Origin of the sequence: Bradyrhizobium tropiciagri, assembly GCF_001189845.1 — a bacterium.
Taxonomy (GTDB): domain Bacteria; phylum Pseudomonadota; class Alphaproteobacteria; order Rhizobiales; family Xanthobacteraceae; genus Bradyrhizobium; species Bradyrhizobium tropiciagri.
Genome location: NZ_LFLZ01000003.1, coordinates 267741 through 291635 on the forward strand (window position 1 = coordinate 267741; position 23895 = coordinate 291635).

The 23895-nt window shown below is 65.5% G+C and carries 25 protein-coding genes and 3 pseudogenes; 20 read left to right on the plus strand and 8 right to left on the minus strand.

Translation table 11 applies throughout. The features are described 5' to 3' along the window. The first annotated feature begins 89 nt into the window (after positions 1-89). The 6 genes from AKN84_RS04580 to AKN84_RS04605 all read left to right on the plus strand — a co-directional run bounded on the left by AKN84_RS04580 (position 90) and on the right by AKN84_RS04605 (position 4141). Entirely contained in the window at positions 90-377 is a 288-nt protein-coding gene (locus AKN84_RS04580) for a hypothetical protein (protein WP_050419567.1), read from the plus strand. A gap of 163 nt (positions 378-540) precedes the next feature. After that, positions 541-909: a YciI family protein gene (locus tag AKN84_RS04585; protein WP_050419610.1), complete on the plus strand. Its 369-nt coding sequence runs from the start codon at positions 541-543 to the stop codon at positions 907-909. Next, positions 906-2183: an RNA polymerase sigma factor gene (locus AKN84_RS04590; protein ID WP_050419568.1), complete on the plus strand. Its 1278-nt coding sequence runs from the start codon at positions 906-908 to the stop codon at positions 2181-2183. The genes AKN84_RS04585 and AKN84_RS04590 overlap by 4 nt, the downstream gene beginning before the upstream one ends. Positions 2184-2616: 433 nt before the next feature. Continuing rightward, complete coding sequence (locus tag AKN84_RS04595) at positions 2617-3027, plus strand: DoxX family protein (RefSeq protein ID WP_050419569.1); 411 nt, start codon at positions 2617-2619, stop codon at positions 3025-3027. Positions 3028-3115: 88 nt separating this feature from the next. Continuing rightward, positions 3116-3652 (plus strand): SRPBCC family protein, encoded by a 537-nt coding sequence (locus AKN84_RS04600; RefSeq protein WP_050419611.1) that lies wholly within the window; start codon positions 3116-3118, stop codon positions 3650-3652. A 78-nt stretch (positions 3653-3730) separates the two neighbouring features. After that, positions 3731-4141 carry a VOC family protein gene (locus tag AKN84_RS04605; RefSeq protein WP_050419570.1) on the plus strand — a complete coding sequence of 137 codons (411 nt, stop codon included), beginning with the start codon at positions 3731-3733 and terminating at the stop codon, positions 4139-4141. A 267-nt stretch (positions 4142-4408) separates the two neighbouring features. Here AKN84_RS04605 and AKN84_RS04610 read toward each other — a convergent pair whose 3' ends face one another. Both AKN84_RS04610 and cobT read right to left on the minus strand, forming a co-directional pair. Beyond that, the gene (locus AKN84_RS04610) at positions 4409-4822 is read right to left on the minus strand and encodes a S49 family peptidase domain-containing protein (RefSeq protein WP_244484924.1); all 414 of its coding nucleotides are present in this window, start codon (positions 4820-4822) and stop codon (positions 4409-4411) included. 160 nt (positions 4823-4982) lie between these two features. After that, positions 4983-5995: pseudogene (cobT, locus tag AKN84_RS04615) on the minus strand (nicotinate-nucleotide--dimethylbenzimidazole phosphoribosyltransferase). 153 nt (positions 5996-6148) lie between these two features. Here cobT and cobS point away from each other — a divergent pair. Then, complete coding sequence (gene cobS, locus AKN84_RS04620) at positions 6149-6901, plus strand: adenosylcobinamide-GDP ribazoletransferase (RefSeq protein WP_050419612.1); 753 nt, start codon at positions 6149-6151, stop codon at positions 6899-6901. 67 nt (positions 6902-6968) lie between these two features. Then, positions 6969-7538: a histidine phosphatase family protein gene (locus AKN84_RS04625; protein ID WP_050419572.1), complete on the plus strand. Its 570-nt coding sequence runs from the start codon at positions 6969-6971 to the stop codon at positions 7536-7538. A gap of 150 nt (positions 7539-7688) precedes the next feature. Here AKN84_RS04625 and AKN84_RS04630 read toward each other — a convergent pair whose 3' ends face one another. From AKN84_RS04630 to AKN84_RS04640, 3 genes are all read right to left on the minus strand, one after another. Further along, entirely contained in the window at positions 7689-8477 is a 789-nt protein-coding gene (locus AKN84_RS04630; protein ID WP_050419613.1) for an SDR family NAD(P)-dependent oxidoreductase, read from the minus strand. A 176-nt stretch (positions 8478-8653) separates the two neighbouring features. After that, positions 8654-8986 (minus strand): GIY-YIG nuclease family protein, encoded by a 333-nt coding sequence (locus AKN84_RS04635; protein WP_050419573.1) that lies wholly within the window; start codon positions 8984-8986, stop codon positions 8654-8656. A gap of 152 nt (positions 8987-9138) precedes the next feature. Beyond that, on the minus strand, positions 9139-10809 hold the full coding sequence (locus AKN84_RS04640; protein WP_050419574.1) for a methyl-accepting chemotaxis protein: 1671 nt from the start codon (positions 10807-10809) through the stop codon (positions 9139-9141). Between the two features lie 489 nt (positions 10810-11298). Between AKN84_RS04640 and AKN84_RS04645 the strand changes: the two genes are divergently transcribed. From AKN84_RS04645 to AKN84_RS04690, 10 genes and pseudogenes are all read left to right on the plus strand, one after another. After that, complete coding sequence (locus tag AKN84_RS04645) at positions 11299-11952, plus strand: glutathione S-transferase family protein (protein WP_050419575.1); 654 nt, start codon at positions 11299-11301, stop codon at positions 11950-11952. Positions 11953-12108: 156 nt separating this feature from the next. Next, on the plus strand, positions 12109-12480 hold the full coding sequence (locus AKN84_RS04650; RefSeq protein WP_050419576.1) for a nuclear transport factor 2 family protein: 372 nt from the start codon (positions 12109-12111) through the stop codon (positions 12478-12480). A gap of 77 nt (positions 12481-12557) precedes the next feature. Beyond that, complete coding sequence (locus AKN84_RS04655) at positions 12558-13763, plus strand: serine hydrolase domain-containing protein (protein WP_050419577.1); 1206 nt, start codon at positions 12558-12560, stop codon at positions 13761-13763. Positions 13764-13881: 118 nt separating this feature from the next. Next, positions 13882-14298 (plus strand): YciI family protein, encoded by a 417-nt coding sequence (locus AKN84_RS04660; protein WP_050419578.1) that lies wholly within the window; start codon positions 13882-13884, stop codon positions 14296-14298. Positions 14299-14453: 155 nt separating this feature from the next. After that, the gene (locus AKN84_RS04665; RefSeq protein WP_050419579.1) at positions 14454-14879 is read left to right on the plus strand and encodes a YciI family protein; all 426 of its coding nucleotides are present in this window, start codon (positions 14454-14456) and stop codon (positions 14877-14879) included. Between the two features lie 146 nt (positions 14880-15025). After that, a complete protein-coding gene (locus AKN84_RS04670) occupies positions 15026-15391 on the plus strand; it encodes a YciI family protein (RefSeq protein ID WP_050419580.1) in 366 nt (121 codons plus the stop codon). A 218-nt stretch (positions 15392-15609) separates the two neighbouring features. Further along, positions 15610-16142, plus strand: a pseudogene (locus AKN84_RS04675) (dihydrofolate reductase family protein). A gap of 93 nt (positions 16143-16235) precedes the next feature. After that, entirely contained in the window at positions 16236-16949 is a 714-nt protein-coding gene (locus AKN84_RS04680; protein ID WP_050419581.1) for a TetR/AcrR family transcriptional regulator, read from the plus strand. A 130-nt stretch (positions 16950-17079) separates the two neighbouring features. Next, positions 17080-17571, plus strand: coding sequence for a DUF2852 domain-containing protein (locus tag AKN84_RS04685; protein ID WP_021080144.1), 492 nt, complete (start codon positions 17080-17082; stop codon positions 17569-17571). Between the two features lie 150 nt (positions 17572-17721). Continuing rightward, positions 17722-18489 carry a serine acetyltransferase domain-containing protein gene (locus tag AKN84_RS04690; protein ID WP_050419614.1) on the plus strand — a complete coding sequence of 256 codons (768 nt, stop codon included), beginning with the start codon at positions 17722-17724 and terminating at the stop codon, positions 18487-18489. A 284-nt stretch (positions 18490-18773) separates the two neighbouring features. On the opposite strand, the gene AKN84_RS04695 is transcribed toward AKN84_RS04690, so the two are convergent. The 3 genes and pseudogenes from AKN84_RS04695 to AKN84_RS04705 all read right to left on the minus strand — a co-directional run bounded on the left by AKN84_RS04695 (position 18774) and on the right by AKN84_RS04705 (position 22261). Further along, a complete protein-coding gene (locus tag AKN84_RS04695; RefSeq protein WP_244484922.1) occupies positions 18774-19586 on the minus strand; it encodes a haloacid dehalogenase type II in 813 nt (270 codons plus the stop codon). 274 nt (positions 19587-19860) lie between these two features. Beyond that, complete coding sequence (locus AKN84_RS04700; protein ID WP_050419582.1) at positions 19861-20934, minus strand: tartrate dehydrogenase; 1074 nt, start codon at positions 20932-20934, stop codon at positions 19861-19863. A gap of 21 nt (positions 20935-20955) precedes the next feature. Further along, positions 20956-22261: pseudogene (locus AKN84_RS04705) on the minus strand (MFS transporter). 243 nt (positions 22262-22504) lie between these two features. Between AKN84_RS04705 and AKN84_RS04710 the strand changes: the two are divergent. Together AKN84_RS04710 and AKN84_RS44560 are read left to right on the plus strand one after the other, a co-directional pair. Further along, positions 22505-23422, plus strand: coding sequence for a LysR family transcriptional regulator (locus tag AKN84_RS04710; RefSeq protein ID WP_050419583.1), 918 nt, complete (start codon positions 22505-22507; stop codon positions 23420-23422). Between the two features lie 113 nt (positions 23423-23535). Then, entirely contained in the window at positions 23536-23844 is a 309-nt protein-coding gene (locus tag AKN84_RS44560; RefSeq protein ID WP_128970429.1) for a hypothetical protein, read from the plus strand. Positions 23845-23895 lie beyond the last annotated feature (51 nt).

Consider the following 23895-nt stretch of genomic DNA (forward strand, 5'->3'; position numbering starts at 1 on the left):
CGGATACCTCCAATTTCAATGTGACATATATCACAGAGGGGCGTGTGGCCCGCTCCCTAGTCTCCTGCCATCAACTGGCGAGAACTTCCATGCGCAAGCTGATCGCGATCGCGGCTTTCATCGCAGCAACCGCCGCCGCGGCGCACGCCGGCCAGAGCCGCGGCCTCGTGCTCGCAAACGCCGATACACCCGCTCAGGCGCAACCGGCCGTTGCGCCTGATCAGGCCGAGGCCAAGCCGGTGCCGTCGCAGGCCCAGCCGGCCGAGGCCCCGCGGCCGCAGGCGTCGAGTCCGGTGAAGCGGAGCCAGACCAGCCGCCGGGAGAGCGATGAGGCTAAGGCGCGCCGCATCGCCGCCCGCTACGGTGTCTACTGGTGATCGCAGCATCCTCGTCGCGGTGATCGCGATCGCCGCGACCGGAGGCTCGCCACGAGCTTCAGCCAAATCCATCGGCGGTATCCGGAACCGAAATTTCTTTCGCTCCGCCTGTCGGCAGCGGGCATAATCGTTCGTTCTTGCAATGAACGGAGATGCCTTTTCGATGCTGTACGCCATCCTCTGCTATCATGACGAAGACATGGTCGGTTCCTGGAGCAAGGAGCACGACGCCTCGGTCATGCAGAAATTGTCCGTCGTGCAGGACAAGCTCGCCAAGCAGGGCAAGCTCGGCCCGGTGGCGCGGCTGTTGCCGACCACGGCCGCGACCACCCTGCGCAAGGAAAACCCGCCGCTGGTGCTGGACGGCCCGTTCGCCGAGACCAAGGAGCAGCTGCTCGGCTTCTACCTGGTCGAGGGCAAGAACCTCGACGAGGTGCTCGACATCGCGCGCGACCTCGGCGAGGCCAATCCCGGCGGCACCTATGAGATCCGCCCGGTCGGCTACTTCACTCCCGGGAGCGCAAAGACGTGAGCGTGACCGACACCGCCTGGATCGATGCCGCGCTGACGTCGGCGCGTCCCCAGGCGGTTGGCGCATTGCTGCGCTACTTCCGCAATCTCGATACTGCCGAGGAAGCCTTCCAGAACGCCTGCCTGCGGGCGCTGAAGAGCTGGCCGCAGAACGGCCCGCCGCGCGATCCCGCGTCGTGGCTGATCATGGTCGGCCGCAATGTCGCGATCGACGACATCAGGCGCAGCAAGAAGCAGGAGGCGCTGCCCGACGACGACCGGGCGATCTCCGACCTCGACGACGCCGAGGACGAGATCGCCGAGCGGCTCGACGGCTCGCATTACCGCGACGACATCCTGCGGCTGCTGTTCATCTGCTGTCACAAGGACCTGCCACCGACCCAGCAGATCGCGCTTGCGCTGCGCATCGTCTCCGGCCTCACGGTGAAGCAGATTGCGCGCGCCTTCCTGGTCTCGGAAGCCGCCATGGAGCAGCGCATCACGCGGGCCAAGGCGCGCGTCGCCGACGCCAATGTGCCGTTCGAGACGCCGGGCGCGGTCGAGCGCAGCGAGCGGCTCGCCTCGGTCGCGGCGATGATCTATTTGATCTTCAACGAAGGCTATTCGGCGAGCGGCGACACCGCCGAGATCCGCTCGCCGCTGTGCGAGGAGGCGATCCGCCTCGCCCGTCTGCTGCTGCGGCTGTTCCAGAGCGAGCCGGAGATCATGGGGCTGACCGCGCTGCTGTTGCTGCAGCACGCCCGCGCCGAGGCACGTTTCGATGCCGACGGCCAGGTGATCCTGCTCGACGACCAGGACCGCAGCCTGTGGAACCAGAAGCTGATCGCCGAGGGCGCAGCGCTGATCGACAAGGCGATGCGCCACCGCCGCAGCGGGCCCTATCAGGTGCAGGCCGCGATCGCCGCGCTGCACGCCCGCGCTGAAAAGCCGGAGGAGACCGACTGGACCCAGATCGACCTGCTCTACGGCGCGCTCGAGGTCATGCAGCCGTCGCCGGTGATCACGCTCAATCGCGCGGTTGCGGTCTCCAAGGTGAAGGGGCCGGAAGCCGCGCTCGAGATGATCGAGCCGCTGGCGCCGCGGCTTTCGAATTACTTCCATTATTTCGGCGTGCGCGGCGCCTTCCTGATGCAGCTCGGCCGCAACGAGGAGGCGCGCGTCGCCTTCGACCGCGCCATCGCGCTCGCCAACACCACGGCCGAGGCCGCCCACATCCGCATGCACATCGACCGTCTGATGCGCGACAGCCAGCCGCGCAATGTGAAGGCGAAGTAGCGAGCGCGGCTTCTGTCTTTCAAGCGCAGGCTGAGAGACTTCCCGCGTGACACCCCTCTCCCTAACCCTCCCCCACAAGGGGGGAGGGAACCCTGCCGCCGGTTAGTCCCTCACACAAACGCAGAACCTACGCGTCAAACCGCGGATCAGAGTGCGGCGAGCAAACTCGTTCGCCGCCACGCCAACAATTACGTGGGGTGAGCGCGCGGAAATTACGTGAGGCGAGCACGCAGGTCAGGCTCCCTCCCCCCTTGCGGGGGAGGGTGGGGAGAGGGGTAAGCCCCGGGTGAGATGATCGACATCGTCTTCGCTGTCTGGTTGCGCGGTCACGGCTCTCGTCGCGCCCTCCGAAAAATCTTCACTCACTCTGTCGGCCCCGCACACCACCGTTCGTCTTGATGACAGAGCATCACCAAGCGTTACGGAGCCCGTCATGTCGACGATCGTAGAGACCGAAGTCTCAAAGCCCGCCCGCATCACCGGCCGCGTCATGAGCGGCGTGGTCGTACTCTTCCTGCTGTTCGATGGCGCCATCAAGCTGCTGCCGTTGCCGGTCGTCACCGAGACCATGGACAAGATGGGCTGGGGCGCGAGCGACACGCTGGCGCGCAGCCTCGGCATCATCACCATCGTCTGCACGCTGTTATACTCGGTGCCGCCGACCTCGATCCTCGGCGCCATCCTGCTCACCGGCTATCTCGGCGGCGCGATCGCATCGCATGTGCGGATCGGCAGCCCGCTGTTTACCCATACGCTGTTCGGGCTCTATCTCGGCCTGATGGTGTGGGGCGGGCTCTATCTGCGCGACGGCAATCTGCGCGCGCTGCTTCCGTTCCGCCGCTGAGTTGGTTTGACGCGTTTGCTTCATGCGAACCGCTACCCACTTCGTTCGAAACGCTCTAATTCTTCAATTCATGCATTTGGAGACCATCATGTTCGAGACCCTTGCCATCATCGCGATTGTCCTTGCGGTCGCGATTGCCGTCGTCCTCGTCCTCGCCGCGACCAAGCCGAGCACGTTCCGCGTCACGCGCGCCACCAGCATCAAGGCGCCGGCCGAACGGATCTTTCCGCTGATCGACGATTTCCGGCAGTGGACGGTCTGGTCGCCCTACGAGAACCGGGATCCGGACATGAAGCGCACCTATGACGGCGCCGGGCGCGGGCAGGGGGCGGTTTATGCCTGGGACGGCAACAAGAATGTCGGCACCGGCCGCATGGAGATCCTGCAGTCGTCCGCGCCCTCGAAGGTCGTCATCAAGCTCGACTTCCTCAAGCCGTTCGAGGGCCACAACACCGCCGAGTTCACAATGCTGCCGCAGGGAGATGCGACCAACGTCACATGGACCATGTATGGTCCGGCCGTCTTCATGTCGAAGGTGATGCAGGTGTTCATGAACCTGGACCACATGATCGGCAAGGATTTCGAGGTCGGTCTCGCCAATCTGAAGAAGCTGACGGAAAGATAGCGCGTTTTCGAACGAAGTGGTTTACCGGTTCGCGTGAAGAAAACGCGCCAGAACCAGAATCTACCAAGGGAGCATGCGATGCAGGTCAACCCCTATCTCTCCTACGATGGCAATTGCGGCGCCGCGCTGAACTTCTACCAGAAGGTTCTCGGTGCGCGGATCGAGGAAACCTTCCCCTACGGCGAGGGCAATCCGGAGATGCAGACGCCTCCCGGCTGGAAGGACAAGATCATGCACGCTCGCCTCACGATCGACGGCGAGATCATCATGGCCTCCGATGCCCCGCCCGGCCATTTCCAGAAGCCGCAGGGCTTTCATGTTGCGCTGCAGGTCGAGGATCCCGCCGAGGCCGAACGCCGCTTCAAGGCGCTGTCCGAAGGCGGCACGGTCACCATGCCGTTCGGCAAGACCTTCTTCTCCAACGGCTTCGGCATGTGCGTCGATCAGTTCGGCATCCCCTGGATGGTGAACTGTCCGCAGCAGATGTAGGTCGCGCACCGGCCTCTATCACCGTCATCCTGAGGTGGCCGCTTCTTCAGCGGCCCTCGAAGGATCGACGGCCCCGCTGGTGGCCGTGCATCCTTCGAGGCTCGCTCCGCTCGCTCAGGATGACGGAACAACGAATCGTAGGGCGGCTCATAATCGTACGGTGGGTTAGCGAGGCGTAACCCACCGCCGGTCTCTCATCCGCGCAATGCCCGTGTGGCGACAACGGTGGGTTACGCCTTCGGCTAACCCACCCTACGAGGTCGCGCCTCACCTGCACCGCGGATAGATCGCAGCGAGCTCGCGGCCGCGCAGCAGCAGCAGGCGCGAGGTCAGGCCGCCGCGGCGCACGATCCAGCTGCGCACCGGCGCCGGATAGGCTTGCAGCACGGCGACGGATGCTTCCGGCTCAGCATAGGTCCGGCCGCGTTGGTCGATCGAGCGTGCGGCGTGGAAGCCGAGCACGGCGCGCCGTGTCACGCAGATGCGGTCGCCCGGCACCATCGACAGCACCAGCGTGCAGGCCGACAGGCATGGCCCGTCGATCACCACGCGCTCGCCGGACTCGCGCACCTTGTCGAACAGGTCGATGAACGGACCGACCTGTCCGCCCGGGCTGGCAAGGATACGAACGTCGGCTTCAGCGCTTGAGACATCGGCAAGCGCCGCCATCCCCAAGATCATGATCGTCCAGATCGCCCCGATACGCATGTGGCGGTTCCTTCCGTTGACGTCGCTCTGGCTCGCGCCGAGCCCTGGGCGTGATCCGGAAAAGTGTGAAGCAGTTTTCCGAAGGGGCATGCTCAGGCTGAGAGCATAGGCTAGCGCATGCGGCGACAGTTTGTCAGTCTGCGCCGGAGACGCCTGCCTCGGCAAAGGTCGCCATGCCGCCGTGGCAGGCGAGCGCGGCGCGCAACAGCAGGATCGCAATCCCCGCGCCGGAAGCTTCGCCGAGCCGCATCTCGAGATCGAGCAAGGGCGCGAGCTGAAGTTCGCGCAGCAATTCGCGATGGCCGAGCTCGGCCGAGACGTGTCCGGCGCGGCAATGCACGAGGCCATTGGGTGTAAGCCGCGCCAGGGGCAGCACGGCCGATGTCGCGACGAAGCCGTCGAGCAGCACCGGGATCGATCTTGCTCGCGCCGCCAGCACGGCGCCGAAGATGGCCGCGAGCTCGCGCCCGCCGAGCGCGACTGCGACGGCGAGCGGATCGTCGAGCAGGTTGCGGTGCATTTTGAGTGCGGTGTCGATCGTGGTGCGCTTGCGCAGCAGGCCAGCATCGTCGCGCCGGTGCCGCGGCCGGCCCAGCGCGCGCCGCGCCCGCCCATCAATGCCGCGCACAGCGTTGCGGCCACGGTGGTGTTGGCAATCCCCATCTCGCCGACCACGAGCAGATCGCATTGCTCCGGCACCGTGCGCCAGCCGGTGTCGAGCGCGACGAGGAAGTCGGCGCCGTCCATCGCCGTCGCCATCGTGAAATCGCGGGTCGGCCGCGCCAGCTCGAGCGCCTCGACACGCAGCTCGGCGCCGGCAAGCTTTGCGATCTGGTTGATCGCGGCACCGCCTGCGGCAAAGTTCGCCACCATCTGCGCGGTGACCTCGGACGGATAGGCGGAGACGCCGCGCTCGGCGATGCCGTGATTGCCGGCAAACACGGCGATCGTGACCTGGTCGAGCCGGGGGATCTCGCGCCCCTGCCAGCGCGCCAGCCAGATCGCTGCCTCCTCCAGCCGGCCGAGGCTACCCGGCGGCTTGGTCAGGTTCTGCTGGCGAACTGTGGCCGCCACAGCGCTCGCCTCGTCGCCGTCGGGCAGGTCGCGACAAAAGCTGCGGATGTCGTCTAGACTATTGAACTGCATGCGATTCCCTCGTCGAGCGGGCCGCAAACTAAAGCATGATCGGGAAAAGTGTGAAGCGGTTTTCCGGGGAGATCATGCTCAATCAAGAGGCTAAGGCGCGATGAGATTCAGCCCGATCTCATCGCGCTTTAGTGCAATTTGAAGGCCACGACCATGCGTGAGTTGCTCGACGATCTCAGGACCGCCATCTCCTTTCTGACCCGGCTGCCGATGCCGCATCCGGACGGCGCGCGGCCGGAGGGTTTTGCCCGGGCGCAGCGGCTGTTTCCGCTGGTCGGGGCGGGCATCGGGGCCGCTATCGGCCTGCTCTGCCTGCTGCTGCGGACGATCGGTGTCCCTGATCTGGCCGCGGCGGCGCTGGCGCTCGGCGGCGGCGCGCTGCTGACCGGCGCGCTGCATGAAGACGGGCTTGCCGACGTCGCCGACGGATTCGGCGGCGGCCGCGATGTCGCGGCCAAGCTCGAGATCATGCGCGACAGCCGGCTCGGCACCTATGGCGCGCTGGCGCTGGTGGTGAGCTTTGTCACCAGGCTTGCAGCGCTGGCTGCGCTTCCCGATGGCATGGTGGTGCAGGGCCTGATCGCGGCCCATGCGCTCGGCCGCGGCGTGCTGCCGTGGATCGCGATCAGCCTGCCTTATGCGCGCAAGGATGGGCTCGCGGCCAATGCCGGCCGGCCTGACAGCACGATCGCGACGGTCGCGGCAGGTATCGCGTTGGTGATCGCAATCCTCGTGCTGCCCTTCGGCAGCGCGCTGCTGGCGGCGATCGCGGCCGGGGCGGGCGCGCTGATCATGGCGCTGTTGGCAAAGCGGCAGATCGGCGGCCAGACCGGCGACGTGCTTGGCGGCGCCGAGCAGGTTGCGGAGACCGCGATCCTGGTGCTGCTCGCGACGCGGTTGGGTTAGAGCGTTTTCGAGCGAAGTGGATACCGGTTCGCGTGAAGAAAACGCGTCAGAATAGAATGAGCAAAAGATGGACGGCGACACACATCTCTGGCTGATCCGTCATGCGCCGGTCGATGGACCGCGCGGCGTGATCCATGCGCCGGATGCGCCGGCGGACCTCGGCGATGCCGCTGCATTCGCCGCGTTGCAGGCGAGGCTGCCGGCCGATTCGGTCGCAGTCTGCAGCCCGGCGCGTCGCACAAGGGAGACCGCAGCGCGGCTCGGTCTCACGGCAACGGAAGACGACGCCTTTCGCGAACAGGATTTCGGCAACTGGACCGGCCGTCGCCACAGCGAGATCGAGCAAGAGCTCGGTGCCGCGGCCTATCGCGCGTTCTGGAATTCGCCGGGGACCAACCGGCCGCCGGGAGGCGAAAGCTTTGTCGACCAGATCGCGCGTGCGCGGACCGGGCTTGCGCGTCTGCCGGCCGGCGATGTCGTGCTGGTGGTGCATTCCGGCACCATCCGCGCAATCCTCGCGATCGCACTCGATCTCGCGCCGGAGCACGCGCTGCGCTTCGTCATCGATCCGCTGTCGCTGACGCGGATCGATCGGTTGGAAAGTGCGTGGCGCGTTGTTGTGGTAAACGGGCGCTAGGCCAATTGTGCCGCTCTCCGTCCCGTCAGCCTGAGGTGCGAGCGGAGCGAGCCTCGAAGGGTGCACGGCCCGATGGTGCCCGTCGATCCTTCGAGACGCCGCTGCGCGGCTCCTCAGGATGACGGTGAGAGACCGAAAACGCGGTCGGCGTCACCCATTCCGCCGCTGGCCGCGCAGGGTCGGCAGGCCGATGCCGGCGGCGTCGAATCCGCCGTCGACGGCGAGGATCTGTCCGGTGATGTAGCTGGCACGGTCCGAGCACAGGAAGAAGATCGCCTCCGCCAGCTCCTCCTCGAGCCCATAGCGGTTGAGCGGGATGGCGTCGTGATAGTCGGCGCGGATCTCCGGCGTGTGCACGGCTTTCGCCATCGCGGTCTCGACCGGCCCGGGGGCGACACCGTTGACGCGGATGCCGAGCGAGGCGAGCTCGACCGCGAGCTGCTTGGTGAGATGCGCGAGCCCGGCCTTGCTGGTGCCGTAGGCCGAGCGCAGCGTCGAGGCGCGTACCGCCGAGATCGAGGTGATGTTGACGATCGCACCGCCGCCATGCTCGCGCATCACCGGCGCTGCCGCCTTGGTGCACAGGAACGGGCCGGTGAGGTTGACCGCCATGATCCGGTTCCAGTCGGCGTCGGAGGTCTCCAGCACCGGCGCGAACACCGCCGTGCCGGCGTTGTTGACCAGCGCGTCGAGCCGGCCGAAGCGGTCTGTGATCGCCGTGATCGCGGCTGCCACGCCATCGGCGTCGGAGACGTCGCAGGTCAGCGCCAGCGTGTCGTCGGGCTGCTTCAAGGCCGCGACCGCGGCGCGCAGCAATTCCCCTTCGATGTCGAGCAGCGCGACGCGCCAGCCGTCGGCGAGAAAGCGCTTCGCCGCGGCAAGCCCGATGCCGCGCGCGGCGCCGGTCACGAGTGCGACTTTGTGTGCGGGGGAAGTCATCGGGAGGTCCATCGGTTCGGGCAGGAAGTCCCGACCGTCTGCGACCTTTATGCAGAGGTGTCAACAACCGACGATATGATATTTCTCCGTCATCCTGAGGAGCGCGAAGCGCGTCTCGAAGGATGCACGGCCCGTCTGTGGCCGATCCATCCTTCGAGGCTCGCTCCGCTCGCACCTCAGGATGACGGGGAAGGATCGATGTTCGGTTCGGAAGGTGGAGCACCACCTCTACGACGTGCCAGCCGGCTGACAGCGCTCCAATCCGACCGCGTTAACGCTTCCTTCTTCGCCCGGCTCCACCCTTTGATCTGACGTTCTGCCGCGATACCGTCAGTGATGCGATCGAAGTGCTGCGACCAGACGAGGACAACCGGTCGCCGGTTGATAGTGTAGCCGGGGTAGGCTCCCATGTTGTGCTGTTCAATTCGCGGCGCGAGATCGTCGCCGGTAGCACTGCCGACGTAGAAGGCCCCATCGGCGCAGCGAAGCATGTAGACGTAGATGCCCATCGCAATTGCTCACGCGTTGTCGCGTCGTCAGAATGACGCAACATTCGCGATGGTCAACGGCTACTAGCCGGCTCTGCGCAATCTAAGGCGCGTCTCGAAGGATGCGCGGCCCCCAGCCCGGGACGCTCATCCTTCGAGGATCGCACCGCTGCCTACGCCGCGAGTTCGGCGGAAGCGCGCTGCATGTTTGTGGACATGTCCTGCGTCACGATGCTCTGCTCCTCGACCGCGGCGGCGGTGGAGGTGATGTACTCGTTGACGCCGGCGATCGCAGCCTTGATCTCGGACAGCGAGCTCGCCACTGCCGCGGCGATCGAGTTCAGCGCATCGATTTCCGAGGAGATCGTGTCGGTCGCCTGCTTGGCCTGGTTGGCGAGGCTCTTCACCTCGGAAGCGACCACCGCGAAGCCGCGGCCGGCTTCGCCCGCGCGCGCCGATTCGATCGTGGCATTGAGCGCGAGCAGGTTGATCTGCCCGGTGATGCTCGAGATCATCTCGACGATACCGCTCATCGCCTGCGCCGCAGCATTGAGCTTCTGCGCCTGGCCGTCGGCGGCCTCGACCCGGCCGGTGGCGACCGCGGCGTTCTGCTTCGACTTGGTCATGGTCTCCGAGATCTCGCGGATCGAGGCGCTCATCTCCTCGCTGCCGGCGGCGACCGCCTCGATCAGGCCGCGCGCGCTGTCGGCCTTCTTGCGGCCGATCGCCTGCGCGGTGATGTCGGTGGCGTATTTCACCACCTTGTAGGGCTTGCCGTTGAGATCGAGGATCGGATTGTAGGAGGCCTGGATCCAGATTTCCTTGCCGCCCTTGCCGATGCGCTTGTATTCGGCGGCCTGGAACTCGCCGCGGTTCAGCGCTCCCCAGAACTCGCGATAGCCCTGCGAGCTCGCCTCGACCGGCTCGACGAACATGCTGTGGTGCCGGCCCTGGATCTCGGCCAGCGAATAGCCCATCGCGGCGAGGAAGTTCGGGTTCGCGGTGCGGATGGTGCCGTCCATGTTGAATTCGATCACCGCCTGCGACTTGCCGATCGCATCGATCTGGCCGTCATTGTCGGCGGCCTTCACCTTCTGCTGCGTCACGTCGGTGGCGAACTTGACGACCTTGAACGGCTTGCCGCGGTCGTCGAGGATCGGGTTGTAGGTGGCGAGGATCCAGATTTCCTTGCCGCCCTTGCCGATGCGCTTGAACTCGCCGGCCTGGAATTCGCCGCGGTTCAGCCGCGCCCAGAAATCGCGGTAGGCTGCGCTGTCGCGCTCGGCCGTCGGCATGAAGATGCTGTGGTGCTTTCCCTGGATGTCGGCGAGCGAATAGCCCATCGCGCCGAGGAAGTTCTCGTTGGCGTTGACGATGGTGCCGTCCATATTGAACTCGATCACCGCCTGGGCCCGGCCGATCGCGGCGATCTTGCCGGCATCTTCCATGCTGTGGATCTTCTGCCCGGTGATGTCGGTGGCGAACTTGACGACGCCGACCGGCTTGCCTGCCTTGTCCAGGATCGGGTTGTAGGAGGCCTGGATCCAGATCTCGCGGCCGCCCTTGGCAATGCGCTTGTACTGCGCCGCCTGGAATTCGCCGCGGTTCAGCCGCGCCCAGAATTCGCGATAGTCGTGGCTGTCGCGGGTGGCGGGTTCGACGAACATGCTGCGGTGCTTGCCCCTGATCTCGTCGAGCGAGTAGCCCATCGCGCTCAGGAAGTTCTCGTTGGCGGTGACGATGGTGCCGTCGAGCTTGAACTCGATGACCGCCTGCGACTTGCCGATCGCTGCGGCTTGCGCCAGCGCACTGTCGATGTTTGCCTTGTTGCTGAAACTGAACATCAGGGCTCCGTGAATGTTCAAAAAGAAAAGCGATGGAAAAGCGGATCGCGGCAACTCACGGAAAGGTTGCAGCGAGCGGTTTAGCATCGGTAAAGCCTCACGCCTGGCACGAACTGCATAACGCGTGGTGGCGCGCGCGCATCTATCTCAATTTGCGAAGCAATTTCTCGCTGTGCACGTTATCATCCATAGTCGGCATGCGATGTTTACCGTAATCTTACGGACGAAATTCGATGACGACCTTCGTCGGATGCGAATCGTCGCGATGTGTGTTCTTCACCAACGCTGATGGTCCTATTACGAACTCTGATGTTGCCGAGTGTTTCGCGGATCGATGCGGCAAGTTGATTCGCGTTCTCGACGAGTGCGCCTCGCGTCGATGCTTCATTCTCCGCGCCCCGGCGAGAGCAAAAATAAATCGCGGCACGAGATGTCGGCAGGGTGGTCTGTGGTTCGTCCTCGGACCTCTGGTTCCATGATGGAGTTTTGATGTCGCTCACCCTGCATTACCACCCGCTGTCCTCGTTCTGCTGGAAGGCGCTGGTCGCACTGTACGAGAACGGCGCGCCGTTCACGCCGTACATGGTCAACCTCGGCGATTCCGCCGAGCGCGCGGCGCTGCTCGCGCTGTGGCCGATCGGTCGCTTCCCCGTGCTGCGCGACGAGACGAGGGGCGAGACGGTGCCTGAATCGAGCATCGTCATCGAGTATCTCGACTGCCATTATCCCGGCACCGCCAAGTTGATATCGGACGACCCGGACCTCGCGCTGCAGACCCGGCTGCGCGATCGCTTCCTTGATCTCTACGTCCATCTGCCGATGCAGAAGGTCGTCGGTGACCGGCTGCGGCCCGCGGACAAGAAGGACCCGCATGGCGTCGCCGAGGCGCGGGCGCAGCTCCGTACCTCTTATGCGATCCTGGATCAGTACCCCGCCCATGGCGGCTGGATGATGGGCGAGCGCTTTTCGCTGGCCGATTGCTCCGCGGCCCCGGCGCTGTTCTATGGCAACAAGGTCGAGCCGATTGAAGAGGGCCACCGGCATCTCGCTGCCTATCTCGAGCAGCTGAAGGCACGGCCGTCGTTCGCCCGTGTGCTCAAGGAGGCCGAGCCCTATTTCGGCATGTTCCCCCAGGAATCCTGACCAGGAGTCCTGACCGGGAACCCTGTTCCGGTCCCGTCCCGAAAATAAATGACGGCGCGATGTCGCTTTCGCGCCGTTCCATTCGTCTTGTACCCGAGGCCCGGGTTCTGGAGCGCCTAGCGCTCCGGAGGCCCGGGCGATCTGTGTGGAGACGACATGGCTGCAGCTGGCAACAGGGCGGAGATCATCCGCTCCCTCTTCGCCGCCTATCTCGCCAATGACCGCGCGAGCGTCGAGGCGGCGTTTGCGGAGGATTTCCGCTTCTCGACGCCCTATGGCGAGAACATCGACAAGCCACGCTATTTCGCCGAGTGCTGGCGCGACTCGGGCTGGATCGGCCGCCACGAGATCGAGCGCATCATGGTCGACGGTGTCGAAGCCTTCGTCACCTATCGCTGCGTGGCCAAGGACGGCAAGAGCTTTCGCAACACCGAGTTCTTCGTGTTCGACGGCGACAAGGTGTCGCGGATCGACGTCTATTTCGGCCCGTCGCATCAGGACGGCGAACTCGTCAGGCAGGAGCGATAGGGCAGCCTCGTGATCGATCGCGTGCTCGCCCGGGCGTCGTCGGCGGCGAGCGTGAACTCTGCAAAGGAAACCGGACAATGTCGATAGCAAGTGAGGGCAGTGGTCTGTCGCAGGCACGGCTCGGACGCATGCGCGAGGTTCTGGCGCGGCGTATCGATGATGGCGACGTACCGGGCCTCGTGGCGCTAGTCAGCCGTCGCGGCGAGATCCATGCCGATGTGCTCGGACGCATGGCGGTCGGCGGGCCGCCGATGCAGCGCGACACCATTTTCCGCATCTCCTCGATGACCAAGCCGGTGACGGCGGTCGCCGCGATGATCCTGGTCGAGGAATGCCGGCTCAGGCTCGACGATCCCATCGATCGCTGGCTGCCCGAGCTCGCCGATCGCCGTGTGTTGCGCACCATCGAAGCTGAGGTCGATGACACGGTGCCGGCACTGCGCGCGATCACGCTGCGCGATATGCTCACCTTCCGCCTCGGGCTCGGCATGATCCCGATGTATCCGGCGCGCTATCCGATCCAGATGGCGATCGCGGATGCCGGCTTCGCGCCCGGGCCGGTGTTTCCGTCGTTTCCGCCGGACGAATTGCTGCGCCGCTACGGCACGCTGCCGCTGGCCTATCAACCTGGCGAGCGCTGGCTGTACAACACCGGGAGCCTGATCCTCGGCGTCCTGATCGCGCGCGTTGCCGGAACCTCGTTCGCGCGCTTCCTGCAGCAACGGATCTTTGAACCGCTCGGCATGAAGGATACGGCTTTCCACGTGCCGCAACACAAGCTGACGCGGTTTGCGGCCTGCTATGGCAGCGATCACGCGACCGGCACGCTGAAAGTGTTCGACGAACCCGCGACCGGCAAATATGCCGCGCCGCCGGCATTCGAGAATGGCGGCGCCGGGCTGGTATCGACCGCGGACGATTTCAACGCCTTCGCCCAGATGATGCTCAATGGCGGGCGGCTCGGCACCGAGCGCATCCTGTCGCGTCCCTCGGTGGAACTGATGACCTCGAACCAGATCACACCGGAACAGAAACTTGGCTCCGAGTTTTTGCTCGGCGCGAGGGGCTGGGGTTTCGGCCTGTCGGTCGTGACCACGCGGGACGATCTCTGTGATGTGCCGGGCCGCTATGGCTGGGACGGCGGTTACGGCACCTCCTGGTATTCCGACCCGCGCGAGGCGATGACCGGAATCCTGCTGACCCAGCGCATGATGGATTCGCCGCAGCCGCTTCCGGTGTATTCGGATTTCTGGACGCTCGCCTATCAGGCGATCGATGACTAGCGCGCGTGTCAATGACCTCGGAAATAATTTCACTGACTGTGTCGGGAGCGCAAACCGTCCGTCGTCTTTCAACCGAGCGCCGGTGCCGAGATCGGCCAACAGACAACGGAGTACGACGATGAAGTTCATGGTGATCGTGAAGGCGAACAGGGATACCGAGGCCGGCGTGATGCCGAGCACCGAGCTGCTCGCCGCAATGGGCAAGTTCAACGAGGAGATGGTCAAGGCCGGCGTGATGCAGGCCGGCGAGGGCCTGCATCCGACCAACAAGGGCGCGCGGGTCAAATATGCCGGCGGGCAGAGCACGGTGTCGCACGGCCCGTTCAGCCTGAGCAGCGATCTGGTCTGCGGCTTCTGGCTGATCGAGACCAAGTCGCTCGATGAAGCGATCGGCTGGATGAAGCGCGCGCCGTTCGACGGCGGCTCCGAGATCGAAATCCGCCAGGTGTTCTCGGCAGACGATTTCGGCGAGGCGCTGACGCCCGAGTTGCGCGAGCGCGGAGAGCGCCTGCGCGCGCAGGCTGGAAAGAAATGACGCCCGTCGTCGTTCCGCGATATCGCGCAGGCGATGCGCCCGGAATACATGATCACGATCGCAGGTCATGGACTCCGGGCCGCCGTCGCGTCGGGCTTCCCGGAATGACGAGGGTGAAAATTGCGAGAGATTCAACAGATAGGGAAATCCGACCAATGCGTTTCATGATGCTGATGATCCCGCTCGGCTACGAGTCCGCTCCCGCCAAGCTGGAACTGGACCCCGAACGGGTCGCCGCGATGATGCGGTACAATCAGGCGCTGAAGGATGCCGGCGTGCTGATCACGCTGGAGGGCCTGCACCCGCCAGCCGCCGGCGCGCGCGTCAAGTTCGACACCGGCGTCCCCGTCGTGATCGACGGTCCGTTCACCGAGGCCAAGGAGGTGATCGGCGGCTTCTGGATGATCGAGGTCGCCTCGCGCGCGGAAGCGATCGAATGGGCCAAGCAGTGCCCGGCCACCGCGAACGAGATGATCGAGATCCGCCAGGTGCAGGAGATGGCCGATTTCTCCGAGGAGGTGCAGCAGGCGGCCGCCACCTTCGAGCATCCGCAGGGCGGCTGGGGCAAGGCGCTGCGGTAGCGCATGATCCGGAAAAGTGCGCAGCGGTTTTCCGGAAAGATCATGCGCAAAACAAAAGAGGTCGAACAAGAGGCGATGCCGCCGCAATGCGTCGTCGCGCCACCAACCGATCGTCAAACCACCAACCACCACAACGGAGACGCAAGATGAGCACCAACACTTACCTCGCCGTTTATCTCGGCGGCGGCAAAACCGGCTCGCGGATGGCAGCCTGGAACGCGCTGCCCGAGGCTGAGCGGCGCGCCAAAGAGCAGCAGGGCATGGCCGCGTGGGGCGCCTGGGTCGAGAAGCACCACGACGTCATCGTCGAGATGGGCGGACCGCTCGGCAAGACCAAGAAGGTCGGCGAGGGCGGTACCTCCGACATCGCCAACCTCATGACCGGCTTCACCGTGGTGCGCGCGCCCTCGCATGAGGCGGCGGCAAAGCTGTTCGAGAACCACCCGCACTTTTCAATCTTCCCGGGCGAAGCCGTGGAGATCATGCCGGTGCTGCCGATCCCGGGGCGCTAGTCCCCGGGGCGTTAGGCCACCAGTTCCCTGAACCTCTCCCGCTTGCGGGGTCGAGACGAGCGAAGCTCGCTCTTAGGTCGCATCGCATCATCGATGCGATGCGGGTGGGGGCTTTCTCCACGATGCGACATGCGGAGACAGCCCCCATCCCGGGAGCGACGTCGCTCTCACGTCGCGCCGGCCCAATCCAATCTGAACTCTGGGTGGAGATTTGCGCGATGGCGAAGCTCGTCTTTGGATTAAACCAGTCGCTCGACGGTTACGTCGATCACGACCAGCCGATGCCGCCAGAACCTGGGCTGTTTCGTCATTTCATCGAGCAGGTGCGTGGCGTGACCGGCATGTTGTACGGCCGCCGCATGTACGAGGTGATGCGCTACTGGGACGACGACCTCCCCGATTGGGGCGCGGAGGAGCGCGAGTACGCGGCCGCGTGGCGGAGCCGGCCAAAATGGGTCGTGTCGCGTTCGCTGACGTCGGTCGGGCCCAACGCGACCCTGGTCGCGGGCGATCTCGGCGCGGCGGTACGCGACTTGAAGGCCGGGCTCGACGGTGAGGTCGAAGTCGCCGGACCGGAGCTCGCGGGATGCCTGACCGAGCTCGGCCTGATCGATGAGTATCAAATCTACCTCCGGCCCGTCGTGCTCGGGCGCGGCAAGCCCTTCTTCGCCGGCCCCCGTGCCCGCTGCGCCTCGTGGCAAGCGATCGGCTGGGCGAGAACACGATCAGGTTGACCTACGTCCCCGCCTAGTCGCGCGTTCAGCCCGCCGGTCCGTTAATCTTGATGATCCCGTGATCCCGCCGCTAGTGACCTTTACCGCCGGCTCATGTAAAAGCCGTTCACATGAGCTGGCGCAAGGACCAAGGCCGCGCCGAGCGCGGCTATCATCACGGCAATCTCAAAGAGGCGTTGCTGCAGGCCGCCCTCGACCTGATCTCGAAGAAGGGGCCGGCCGGCTTCACCTTCGCCGATGCTGCGCGCATGGCCGGCGTCAGCCCTGCCGCGCCTTACCGGCACTTCCGCGACCGCGACGAACTGATCGCCAGCATCGCGCAGCGCGGCTTCGAGCAGTTCGAGTCTTTGCTGACGCAAGCCTGGGACGATGGCCGACCGGATACCGTCACGGCGTTCGAGCGGGTCGGCAAGGCCTATCTCGCCTTCGCGCGCGAGGAGCCCGCGTTCTATTCCGCGATGTTCGAATCCGGCCTGCCGCCCGACGCGAATCCGACGCTGATGGCTGCAAGCGAGCGGGCGTTCGCGATCATTCGCGCCGCCGCCGAGCGGCTCGCGGCGCTGGCGCCGCCGGGCATGCCGCGTCCGCCGGCGATGATGATGGCGCTGCACATCTGGTCGATGTCGCATGGCGTCGCCTCGCTGTTCGGCCGTGGCGACGCCGCGCGGCGCAAGCTGCCGATGTCGCCGGAGGACCTGCTCGAGGCCGAAGTGCTGATCTATCTGCGCGGGCTCGGCTTCCGGACCGACCAGCGGCCTGGAACCGCGACCGCCGACGACAAGCCGGCGGGTGAGAAGGCTGGTCCGTGGGGCAAGCCGAAATAAGGTTCAACGGCTAAGCCAAAAATAATCCGAGGGGTGCGTCATCCGCGCTGCTTGACTTTCCCGGGGGATGGGCTACCTATGTAAATGTTATTTACATTCACAACGGCGTGATGCCGTGATGGAGAAGGAAATGGCCTACACCGCTGATGTCAATCGCTGGCGCGGCCCCGTCGAAGAGCCCTACCGTCCCTACTTCTACGCGACGCCGTGGCATCCCCTGAAGATCGCCGGGATCATCCTCGGCTTCATGATCTGGTGGCCGATCGGCCTCGCCCTTCTCTTTTTCACACTCGGGAGCAGAAAAATGGCCTGTTGGAGTCACAACGACATGGATCGCTGGCAGAACAAGATGGAGCGCATGCAGGACAAGATGGAGCGGATGAAGAGCCGCATGGAGCGCCGCGGCTTCCCGTTCGGCGGCTTCGGCCCGCCCTCCAGCGGCAACCGCGCCTTCGACGAGTACCGCCAGGATACGCTGCGCCGTCTCGAGGAAGAGCAGGTCGAGTTCAAGAACTTCCTCGATCGCCTGCGTCACGCCAAGGACAAGGAAGAGTTCGACGCCTTCATGGCCCAGCACAAGACCCGTCCGACCCCGCCGAACGACCAGCCGCCGCAGAGCTGATCACGCGAGGTAACCGCTAGCCTTCAGGCGATGTGCCCCCATAGCACCTGATGGCCCTGAGCCGCCCGTTTGCGACAAGCAAGCGGGCGGTTTGCATTTTGGGGTAGTCACGCCCACTATCGTGTGAGCGCGCGTGACGAGGCGAAGATGATGGCGGGATCTGCGATGGCGAGTTCTGACGATCTCTGGTCTGCGATCCGGCGCGAGGCGGAAGCCGCAATCGTCGCCGATCCCTTTCTCGAAGCCTCAGCCGCCTTCATCCTCGATCAGGGCGACCTCGGCGGCGCGCTCGCTTTCCTGATTGGCCGGGCGATCTGCCGCACCGACGCCGATCGCGCGCAGTTCGTGCGGACGGCGCGCGAGGCGTTCGCGGGCGAGCCCGCGTTGGTCGAGGCCGCGGCGATCGATCTCACAGCGATCGTCCGTCGCGACCCGGCGATCACTGGGTTGCTGCCGCCGCTCTTGAACTTCAAAGGCTACGTTGCGCTGCAAGCCTGGCGCGTCTCGAACTGGCTGTGGCGCCAGGATCGCCCCGACCTCGCGCTGCTGATACAGAGCGCGGCGGCGGATCAGTTGCAGATCAGCATTCACCCGTCGGCCCAAATCGGAACCGCTGTGTTCCTCGATCACGGCACCGGCATCATCATCGGCGCGCTGGCCTCGGTCGGCGACGAGGTGACGATCCTGCAGAACGTCACCATCGCGCGGCATCAGGACGACCCGCGCCACGCCCCGACGATCGGCCGTGGTGTGCTGCTCAGCGCCGGCGCGACTGTCATCGGCAAGCTCAGCATCGGAGATTTCGCCAAGATCGGCGCTGGCGCGCTGGTGACATCGGATGTCCCCGCCGGCTGCACCGCCGTCGGCGTGCCGGCGCGGCTGACCAATTGCGCGGAAGCGGGCGCGCCGGTGCTCTAGCGAGATCGTCAGGTGCGCACGTCTCTCAGGCTCCCTCTCCCCTTGTGGGAGAGGGTGGGGAGAGGGGTGGCCCCGGGCGCTGACGCGAGAGATCTGGCGATCGTTTATCAACGTACTCAGCGAGCAGCGCTAATCCTCACCGAGAGCGGAGCAAGCGGCACCCCTCTCCCCAGCCCTCCCCCACAAGGGGGGAGGGAGCCCTACCAGCGTGCTTACCTCACCGCTTCCGGCGATCGCAGTTGTTCACCCTGCACATTCGACCCATGGATCGGGCCTGCGCATCATCACGCCGGCACGAGCGCGTCGGCGAGCTGCGTGAAACTGTCGACATGGAGGTCGAACCAGGGCTCCGGCGCGACGTCGACCTTCGCCGCCGGCCCGAACTCCAGCGGGCGGGCGACGAACGCGGTGCGCATGCCGAAGGCGCGGGCGGCCTTCAGATCGTATTTGTGGCAGGCTACCATCAGGATCTTGTCGGCAGGATACCCGAGATAGTCGACGGCGAGCTGGTACACCGCCGGTGACGGCTTGTAGCTGTGTGCAAGCTCCGAAGTCAGCACGGCGTCGAACGGCAGCCTGGCGTGCTTGACCACGGCGACCACGGCAGCCATGCCGGCATTCGACAATGTCGAAGTCACGAACCGGCTGCGCAGGCGCGCCATCCCTTCGACGCTGTCGGGCCATGCGTCGAGCCGGGTCCACACCGTGTTCAGTTCGTCGCGCTCGTCTTTGGAGAAGGCCTCGGAGAGGGCGTGGCGATCGAGCAGCACATCCAGCGCCTCGCGATAGATGCGGTCGACCCGGATCCACGGGCGCTTGCCGGCGATCACGTCGTCGAGCGCGGCACGATAGAGATCGCGCCATTCGCTCGAGAGTTTTGCCCAGTCGAGCGCGAGCCCCTTCGCGGCGTTGACGGCTTCTCCCGCACGCAGGATCGGCTGATAGAAGTCGACGCATGTCCCCTGGACGTCGAACGCGATGGCGCGAATCTCATCGCGCAACGTCGCGGCCCTTGCCGGCTGCATCCCCATCATCGCGGCCATGATCGATAGTCCTCCGGCGGTCATGAAGCTTCGTCTGGTCAGATCGGGTAGCACGGTTCTGTCCCCGGTTGTGGTATTGGAAGCGGGCGCAGCTTCGTTAGGTGAGCACGCCTCCCAGGCTCCTCTCCCCTTGTGGGAGAGGGTGGGGTGAGGGGTGGCACCGGGCGAGATAGACGAAGTACGATATCGCTGCATCAACCTGCGTAGCCAGCATCGCCGTTTCTAACGGAGAGCGGAGCAAGCGGTACCCCTCACCCCAACCCTCCCCCACAAGGGGGGAGGGAGCCCGACTAGCGTGCTCGCCTCACTGGTGGGGCGAAACCGCGCCCTACACATTCGACCCATGGATCGCGTCGATCACCGCGTCCGTCACTTCCTTCGTCGTCGCCTTGCCGCCGACATCGGGCGTCAGCACGCCGGCCGCGCACACCTTCTCGACCGCCGCCATCAGACGCGCGGCGGCGTCCTTCTCGCCGAGATGCTCCAGCATCTGCGCGCCGGTCCAGAACGTCGCCACCGGGTTGGCGATGCCCTTGCCGGTGATGTCGAAGGCCGAGCCGTGGATCGGCTCGAACATCGAGGGGAAGCGGCGTTGCGGATCGATGTTGCCGGTCGGCGCCACGCCGAGGCTGCCGGCCAGGGCGCCGGCGAGATCGGACAGGATGTCGGCGTGCAGGTTGGTCGCGACGATGGTGTCGAGGCTCTTCGGATTGAGCGTCATGCGCACCGTCATGGCGTCGACCAGCATCTTGTCCCAGGTGACGTCGGGGAAGTCCTTCGCCACTTCGGCGGCGATCTCGTCCCACATCACCATGCCGTGACGCTGCGCATTCGACTTGGTCACCACGGTGAGGAATTTGCGCGGCCGCGACTGCGCGAGCTGGAACGCATAGCGCATGATCCGCGTCACGCCGACCCGGGTGAAGACGGCGACTTCGGTGCCGACTTCCTCCGGCAGGCCCTTGTGCGCGCGGCCGCCCATGCCGGCATATTCGCCCTCGGAATTCTCGCGCACGATCACCCAGTCGAGATCGCCGACGCCGACATTGCGCAGCGGCGAGGCGACGCCGGGCAGGATCTTGGTCGGCCGCACATTGGCGTATTGGTCAAAGCCCTGGCAGATCGGCAGGCGCAGGCCCCACAGCGTGATGTGGTCGGGTACGTCGGGCGCACCGACCGCGCCGAAATAGATCGCGTCGAAGTTCTTCAAATCGGCCAAGCCGTCGGCCGGCATCATAACGCCGTGTCTCTTGTAATAGTCCGAGCCCCAGTCGAAGGTCTTGACGTTGAAGCTGATGTCGCCTGAGCGCTTCGCCAGCGCCTCGAGCACGCGGACACCCGCGGAGATCACTTCGGGGCCGATGCCGTCGGCGGGGATGGCGGCGATGGAATGGGTACGCATGGCTTGTCTCCGGATGAGCGATTAGTGGGTTTGCACGGGATTGGGTTGCGGTTCGGATTGTGCGGGCGCGCTCTGGGTGCGCGACAGCAGCAAGGTGAGCACGGCCGAGAGCACGAGCAGGCCGGCGACGAAATACAGGCCGCCCTCGAAGCTGCCGGTTCGTTCCTTGATCCAGCCGATCATCGCCGGCCCGACGAAGCCGCCGAGGTTGCCGATCGAGTTGATGGTGGCGATCCCCGCCGCGGCGGCCGAGCCCGACAGGAACATGGTCGGCATGCTCCACAGCGGCGGCTTCGACGAGGAGATGCCGATATTGACCAGGGTCAGCGCCGCGATCACGGCAACGAGCCCGGTCCACAGTCCGGCAAGCGCTAAACCTGCCGCCGCCATCAGGCAGGCCAGCACGACGTGCCAGGTGCGCTCGCCGGTGCGGTCGGAATGCCGCGCCCACAACACCATCGCGATCACCGCGATCGTCGCCGGCACCGCGTTGAGGAAGCCGACCTGGATCGACGACAGGCCGAACGCCTTGATGATCTGCGGCGCCCACACACCGAGCGTGTAGAGCCCGGCCGAGGTGCCGAAATAGACCAGCGCCAGCGCCAGCACGCGCGGATCGGCAAGACCCCGCCAGATGCTGTGGCTCGCGGTCGCGGCCTTGCCGTCGTTCTCCGCCTTCATGGTTTTCACCAGCCAGGCGCGCTCGTCGTCGGCGAGCCATCTGGCCTGCTCCGGCCGATCGGTGAGGAAGCCCAGTACCACCAAGCCGAGCAGCACGGCGGGCACCGCCTCCAGCACGAACAGCCATTGCCAGCCCTTGAAGCCGAGCATGCCGTCCATCTCCAGCAGCGCGCCGGAGACCGGCGAGCCGAGCACGGTCGAGAGCGGCGCCGCGGCCATGAACAGCGCGGTGACGGCGGCGCGCTGCCGCGCCGGGAACCAGTACGACAGATAGAGGATGATGCCGGGGAAGAAGCCGGCTTCGGCGGCGCCGAGCAGGAAGCGCAGCACGTAGAAGCTGGTCGCGCCCTGCACCAGCGCCATCGCCGCCGACACGATGCCCCAGGTGATCATCACCCGTGCGATCCAGATCCGCGCGCCGATCTTGTGCAGGATGATGTTGGAAGGCACCTCGAACAGGAAGTAGCCCCAGAAGAAGATACCGGCACCGAAGCGGTCGGCGACAGGCCGATGTCCTTGTTCATGGTCAGCGAAGCGAAGCCGATATTGACGCGGTCGATGAAGGCACGAAGTACAGCAGCATGATGAACGGCACGATGCGCAGTGAGATCTTGCGCAACACGCGCGTGCCAAGCTGGCTTTCCATGGGCTTCCTCAGGGTTCGTCTTGTTGTTAGGACGGCGCGTTTCGCCGCGCCACCGGGAAGCGTAGAAGGCCGCGCCCTTCCGCTTCAAGGTGCGCCGGTTTATACAAAAAAATGATATAATCCTGGTTCCGTCATTGCGAGGAGCGAAGCGACGAAGCAATCCACCGCTCCGCATATGCGGTGGCCATGGATTGCTTCGCTTCGCTCGCAATGACGGTGGATAGGTCCTGGAGTAAACACGTCTTGGAACTGCACCAGCTTCGCTGCTTCGTGGCGGCTGCCGAGGAACTGCATTTCGGCCGCGCCGCGCAGCGCCTGCAGATGATGCCGTCGGCGCTCGGCCGTCACATCAAGCTGCTGGAGGAGGACCTCGGCGTGCGGCTGTTCGCGCGCACCACGCGCGCGGTGTCGTTGACCGAGGACGGCGCCACCCTGCTGCGCGAGGGACGCGCGCTGCTCGGCCGCGCCGAGGCGATCGAGGATGGCTTTCGCCGCCGGCTGCGCAAGCCGCAGGCGCGGCGCTTCCGGATCGGCGCGATCGACAGCGCCGCGGCCGGCCTGCTGCCGCCGCTGCTGCGCGACGTCCGCGCTGCGCATCCCGACGTCGCCGTGCAGCTGCTTGAGGAGAAGACCATCCGGCTGCTGCCGAAGCTGCTCTCGGGCGCGCTCGATCTCGCGTTCGTCCGGCCCCCGGAACGGCCCGACCGGCGCATCGAATTTGTCCCGCTGCTGCAGGAGACCGCCGTGGTGGCGTTGTCGCACAAGCATGCGCTGGCGCGGCGCAAGCAGATCGTGCTGCCCGACATCGCCGATCAGCCCCTGATCGTGCCGGAGCGCCGCTCGCGGCCGCACAGCCACGATCTCACGACCAAACTGTTTGACGAGGCCGGGCTGACGCCGCGCATCCAGGAGATCGCCGACGAGAAGCAGACCATCGTCAACATGGTGGCCGCGCGGCTCGGCGTCGCTATCGTGCCGCGCTGGACCGCGCGGATGGCAATCCCGGGCGTGCGCTTCGTGCCACTCCGCCTGAAGCGCGGCAGCAGCGCCGGCCGCCTGCCGCTCGCCGCCGCCTGGCTGAAAGGCTCCCGCGACTCGGTCCGCGACCAGGTGATCGCGGTGCTGGAGGCGCGATTGAAGAGCTACGCGCGTGAGGCGTGACCATGCAAAGCGAGTGTCATATTAGCCTGCTAGCGATTCCGCCGCGGCTGCAAATGCACTTCCCGCGCCGGAGTAGCCCGGCGCTTTGCCGACAGTCTTTGACCGGAGGGACCATGCTACGCATTGCCACCTGTCTGACGCTTCTGATTTCCCTTCATGCGGCCGCGGCACAAGACAGGGCGCCGGGCGCCCCACCGCAACCGTATTTGGGCGGCTCCACAACGCCGCCGACCGATCTGCCGTCCGGGATCGGCAGTTATTGCATCTACGACAACCTCATCTACTCGATTGGCTCGCCCATCTGCGTCGGCAAGACGAGCTACGTATGTGCTCCTGCGACAAACGAAGCGGAGCTCAATCAGCGGGCGTATTGGTCAGCAAGACCAGCTGACCCAAAACTGACCGCGCCGGTGTGCCAGTAGACTGGCTCCCGTCTCCCACGCATCTTACCGGTGCGACGAGACAACCCGCAT

Excerpts from the sequence above, each read along its gene's own strand:
- AKN84_RS04685 (WP_021080144.1), top strand. The coding sequence starts at position 17,080 with ATGGCCTACACCGCTGATGTCAATCGCTGGCGCGGCCCCGTCGAAGAG.
- AKN84_RS04645 (WP_050419575.1), top strand. The coding sequence starts at position 11,299 with ATGTCGCTCACCCTGCATTACCACCCGCTGTCCTCGTTCTGCTGGAAG.
- AKN84_RS04635 (WP_050419573.1), bottom strand. The coding sequence starts at position 8,986 with ATGGGCATCTACGTCTACATGCTTCGCTGCGCCGATGGGGCCTTCTAC.
- AKN84_RS04670 (WP_050419580.1), top strand. The coding sequence starts at position 15,026 with ATGAGCACCAACACTTACCTCGCCGTTTATCTCGGCGGCGGCAAAACC.
- AKN84_RS04585 (WP_050419610.1), top strand. The coding sequence starts at position 541 with ATGCTGTACGCCATCCTCTGCTATCATGACGAAGACATGGTCGGTTCC.
- AKN84_RS04610 (WP_244484924.1), bottom strand. The coding sequence starts at position 4,822 with ATGATCTTGGGGATGGCGGCGCTTGCCGATGTCTCAAGCGCTGAAGCC.
- AKN84_RS04650 (WP_050419576.1), top strand. The coding sequence starts at position 12,109 with ATGGCTGCAGCTGGCAACAGGGCGGAGATCATCCGCTCCCTCTTCGCC.
- AKN84_RS04700 (WP_050419582.1), bottom strand. The coding sequence starts at position 20,934 with ATGCGTACCCATTCCATCGCCGCCATCCCCGCCGACGGCATCGGCCCC.
- AKN84_RS04595 (WP_050419569.1), top strand. The coding sequence starts at position 2,617 with ATGTCGACGATCGTAGAGACCGAAGTCTCAAAGCCCGCCCGCATCACC.
- AKN84_RS04625 (WP_050419572.1), top strand. The coding sequence starts at position 6,969 with ATGGACGGCGACACACATCTCTGGCTGATCCGTCATGCGCCGGTCGAT.
- AKN84_RS04605 (WP_050419570.1), top strand. The coding sequence starts at position 3,731 with ATGCAGGTCAACCCCTATCTCTCCTACGATGGCAATTGCGGCGCCGCG.
- AKN84_RS04665 (WP_050419579.1), top strand. The coding sequence starts at position 14,454 with ATGCGTTTCATGATGCTGATGATCCCGCTCGGCTACGAGTCCGCTCCC.
- AKN84_RS04600 (WP_050419611.1), top strand. The coding sequence starts at position 3,116 with ATGTTCGAGACCCTTGCCATCATCGCGATTGTCCTTGCGGTCGCGATT.
- AKN84_RS04690 (WP_050419614.1), top strand. The coding sequence starts at position 17,722 with ATGGCGGGATCTGCGATGGCGAGTTCTGACGATCTCTGGTCTGCGATC.
- AKN84_RS04630 (WP_050419613.1), bottom strand. The coding sequence starts at position 8,477 with ATGACTTCCCCCGCACACAAAGTCGCACTCGTGACCGGCGCCGCGCGC.
- AKN84_RS44560 (WP_128970429.1), top strand. The coding sequence starts at position 23,536 with ATGCTACGCATTGCCACCTGTCTGACGCTTCTGATTTCCCTTCATGCG.
- AKN84_RS04640 (WP_050419574.1), bottom strand. The coding sequence starts at position 10,809 with ATGTTCAGTTTCAGCAACAAGGCAAACATCGACAGTGCGCTGGCGCAA.
- cobS (WP_050419612.1), top strand. The coding sequence starts at position 6,149 with ATGCGTGAGTTGCTCGACGATCTCAGGACCGCCATCTCCTTTCTGACC.
- AKN84_RS04680 (WP_050419581.1), top strand. The coding sequence starts at position 16,236 with ATGAGCTGGCGCAAGGACCAAGGCCGCGCCGAGCGCGGCTATCATCAC.
- AKN84_RS04655 (WP_050419577.1), top strand. The coding sequence starts at position 12,558 with ATGTCGATAGCAAGTGAGGGCAGTGGTCTGTCGCAGGCACGGCTCGGA.
- AKN84_RS04580 (WP_050419567.1), top strand. The coding sequence starts at position 90 with ATGCGCAAGCTGATCGCGATCGCGGCTTTCATCGCAGCAACCGCCGCC.
- AKN84_RS04660 (WP_050419578.1), top strand. The coding sequence starts at position 13,882 with ATGAAGTTCATGGTGATCGTGAAGGCGAACAGGGATACCGAGGCCGGC.